Raw genomic sequence first — 3,304 nt, forward strand, 5'->3', positions numbered from 1 at the left:
GGTTTCCTGTGGCTCAGCGCGTTATTTGCATCTGCAGAAAAAGCACAGGACGTAGATTCTAGAAGCCAGAACGGGGTGTTTGGCGGTGATTGTCGCAGCCGAATGATTAAATAATGGGCGATCTGGTTGATTTGCCTAAAATTTAATCATATAGAAAAGCCGCAAGGGGCGTGCCGGGGTCTCTACTTTTGGAAAAAGGCGATATAGAGTGGCGCAAAGCAACAGGTCCGGGCAGGACGAGCATGAGCAATTCAGGACGTAAAAGGCCGCCACTGGTGGCGCCCAAGCGCTCGCGCAAGGCCCCGGCCAAGGCGGCGCGGCGCAAGCCTGCGGCCAAGCGGACGCGGAGCAAACCGGCGCGCAAGCGTAATCCGATCATCGCGTTTTTCGCGCGCATCATCGGCTGGATTCTGCGGCTTGTCTGGCGGATCACCTGGCGGGTGGGCGCGGTCATCGCGCTGATCGTTGGTGTTTCGGTTGGCTATACCTATACCACTTTGCCGGAATATTCCGCGCTTCTGGACGGGCGCGCCAAGGGATCGGTCACCCTATTGGATCGCGCGGGGGATGTCTTTGCCTGGCGCGGCGATCAGTTTGGCGGCGTGGTCGATGCCAATACGGTCAGCAAGCACCTCAAGAACGCTGTGATCGCCACCGAGGACCGGCGGTTTTACCTGCATCCGGGCGTTGATCCGATCGGCATCGCAAGTGCAATCCGCATCAACCTGAGCGAAGGCCGGGGGCCGCTGTCGGGCAATGGCGGTTCGACCATCACCCAGCAGACCGCGAAATTGTTGTGCTTCGGCGTCGAGTTTGACGAAACCCAATGGAAGAACGAGGCCGAATATGTGGCGGATTGCCGCCGCTCCTCGCTCTGGCGCAAGGCAAAAGAGGCAGTCTATGCCCTGGCGATGGAATTGAAATACACCAAGGATGAGGTCCTGTCGGTCTATTTGAACCGGGCCTATCTTGGTGGGGGCGCCTATGGCGCCGAGGCCGCGTCGCAGCGCTATTTCGGCAAACCTGCGGCCAACCTCAACGTGTCCGAGGGCGCGATGTTGGCCGGGCTTTTGACGGCGCCCTCGACATTGGCCCCCACAAGCAACCTTGAACGCTCGCAGAACCGGGCCTCGGTGGTGGTTGGGCTGATGCGTCGGCAGGGCTATCTGTCCGACAAGGAAGCGGCCCTTGCGCTGGCCAATCCCGCAGAGCTTTCGGCGGCGGCAGAGGCGCAGGCCGGGGGGTATTTCGCCGATTGGGTCATGGCTTCGGGGCCGGAATTCTTCACCCGCGACACCACCGAGGATGTGATCATCAAGACCACGCTTGATCAGCGGCTTCAGCGCGCGGCGGAAGATGCACTGAGCTATATTTTCGACAACAAGGTGCGCGAAGGCTCCAAAGCGCAGGCGGCGATTGTGGTGATGTCAGCGGATGGCGCGGTGCGCGCCATGGTCGGCGGGCGCAAGACCAAGGTCGTCGGTGCCTTCAACCGCGCCACTCAGGCCCGGCGCCAGACCGGATCGGCATTCAAGCCGTTCGTTTATGCCACGGCGCTTGAGCTTGGCTATAACTTCGATTCTGTCGTCGTGGATGAACCCTATTGTTTGAACATCCCCGGATCGGGCCGTTGGTGCCCCGAAAACTATACCCGCAAACATTATGGCCGCGTGACGCTGGCTGAGGCTCTGCGTCAGTCGCTGAACGTGCCGGCGGTCAAGATATCGGAAAGCGTGGGTCGCGATCTTGTGCGCAAGGTGGCCAGCGAATTCGGCATTGAAAGCGATCTGGCGGCGGGCCCGGCGCTTGCGCTCGGGGCGTCGGAAAGCACGCTGCTTGAAATGACGGGGGCCTATGCCGGCATCCTGAATGGCGGCTCGTCGGTCACGCCCTACGGTCTGGTCGAGCTAAGCCTTTTGGGTGACAGCACCCCCCTGATGGGAAGTGGCGGCGGCATCGGTGAGCGGGTGATCCGCGAAGAGGCCGCCCGCGAGCTGATCTATATGATGAGCCGTGTGGTGGATGGCGGTACTGGAAGCCGCGCCAAGTTGCCGGATCGCGAGGCGGCGGGCAAGACCGGCACCACGCAGGCGGCGCGCGATGCCTGGTTTCTTGGCTTCAGTGCCGATTACGTGGCCGGTGTCTGGATGGGCTATGACGACAACACGCCGCTGACCGGTGTTACGGGCGGCGGGCTACCGGCCGAGATTTGGCACGAAACCATGGTGCGCGTGCATGAAGGCGTACCGGTTAAGCCGCTTCCGATGCTGCGCCCGACGCCCCGGCCCACACCCGGCCCGACCGTGCGGCAGCGGCGTGCGCCCGGAGCCAACCCGATTGAGAATCTTCTGCGCGGCCTGTTCGGGATGAATTGAAAACGGCGCCCACCGGGGCGCCGTTCTGATGCGGTCAAAGTCGCCGTGCCGCGTTCACCCGGCCGTTTTGAGGTCTTGGATGAGCGCGTTGATATCGCCGTTGCGCCGGTCAAGCATGGCGCCGACTTCGGTGCGCTCGCTCAGGCGCAGGCTGATGCCTTCGATGATCATGTCAAAGAACAGATCCTTGCCCGAGCGGTCTGAGACAAGAAAGCTGACCTCGAAGGGGGCTTCGCCGCGCAGGTAGGCGGTTGATTTCACTTCGTGCCAGGATTTGACCTGCTTGACCGAGTTCACTTCGATCCGCCCGCCGACGAATTCATTGAACCGCTTGCCGTATTTGCGTGCGATATAGCTCCGGAACGCCTGGGTGAAGGCCGCCATCTGGCCGCTTGAGATGCGGTTCGCGTCGGCCCCAAGGGTCGAGCGGGCAATGATGTTTACATCCGCATAGCGTGTGAAGATACGCTCGAAATCCGCAATCATGGCGGAGAGCGGCTTGCCCGAGGCAATCACGCGGTTGATATCCGAAACGATCGCATCGACAAGCGTGCGGGCCCGCGCATCATTCAGGGCCAGAACGCCGGTCGGCAAGGTGGCCAATCCGCCAAGGACGAGCCCGGTGGTCAAAACATGGCGGCGGGATAGGTTACTGGTCATAGGGGTCCTCCAACGAGCCGGAAGTGGCGGGTTCACCGTAGGGGTCGATATAGGTACTGCCCGAGGTTCCGCCCAGTTCAAACCTGCGGTTTTGTAGGTAGACTGATCGTGTCTGCGCGTAACTGTCGGCGCTTTCATAGAGAATGGAATCGATTGTGTCGCCGAATTTCTCGCGCTTGCTCAGCCCGGCGGCCACTGCGGCACCGGTCCCATATAGGTTCTCGGGCGACTCGAGCACATAGCTTAGCGGATTGGTGAACAGGTCAACC

General features: G+C 61.3%; 3 protein-coding genes. 1 reads left to right on the forward strand and 2 read right to left on the reverse strand.

The genetic code is table 11. The annotated features are described in order from the left end of the window. The first annotated feature begins 242 nt into the window (after positions 1 to 242). The gene (locus tag QZ522_RS18675; RefSeq protein WP_294615145.1) at positions 243 to 2,375 is read left to right on the forward strand and encodes a transglycosylase domain-containing protein; all 2,133 of its coding nucleotides are present in this window, start codon (positions 243 to 245) and stop codon (positions 2,373 to 2,375) included. Positions 2,376 to 2,429: 54 nt separating this feature from the next. Here QZ522_RS18675 and QZ522_RS18680 read toward each other — a convergent pair whose 3' ends face one another. Both QZ522_RS18680 and QZ522_RS18685 read right to left on the reverse strand, forming a co-directional pair. Continuing rightward, complete coding sequence (locus tag QZ522_RS18680) at positions 2,430 to 3,035, reverse strand: ABC transporter substrate-binding protein (RefSeq protein WP_294615148.1); 606 nt, start codon at positions 3,033 to 3,035, stop codon at positions 2,430 to 2,432. After that, positions 3,025 to 3,304: MlaA family lipoprotein (locus tag QZ522_RS18685; RefSeq protein ID WP_294615151.1), on the reverse strand; the 280-nt coding region annotated here is incomplete at its 5' end. The genes QZ522_RS18680 and QZ522_RS18685, both read right to left, overlap by 11 nt.

It is taken from the genome of uncultured Roseovarius sp. (assembly GCF_913054395.1).
Taxonomy (GTDB): Bacteria; Pseudomonadota; Alphaproteobacteria; order Rhodobacterales; family Rhodobacteraceae; genus Roseovarius.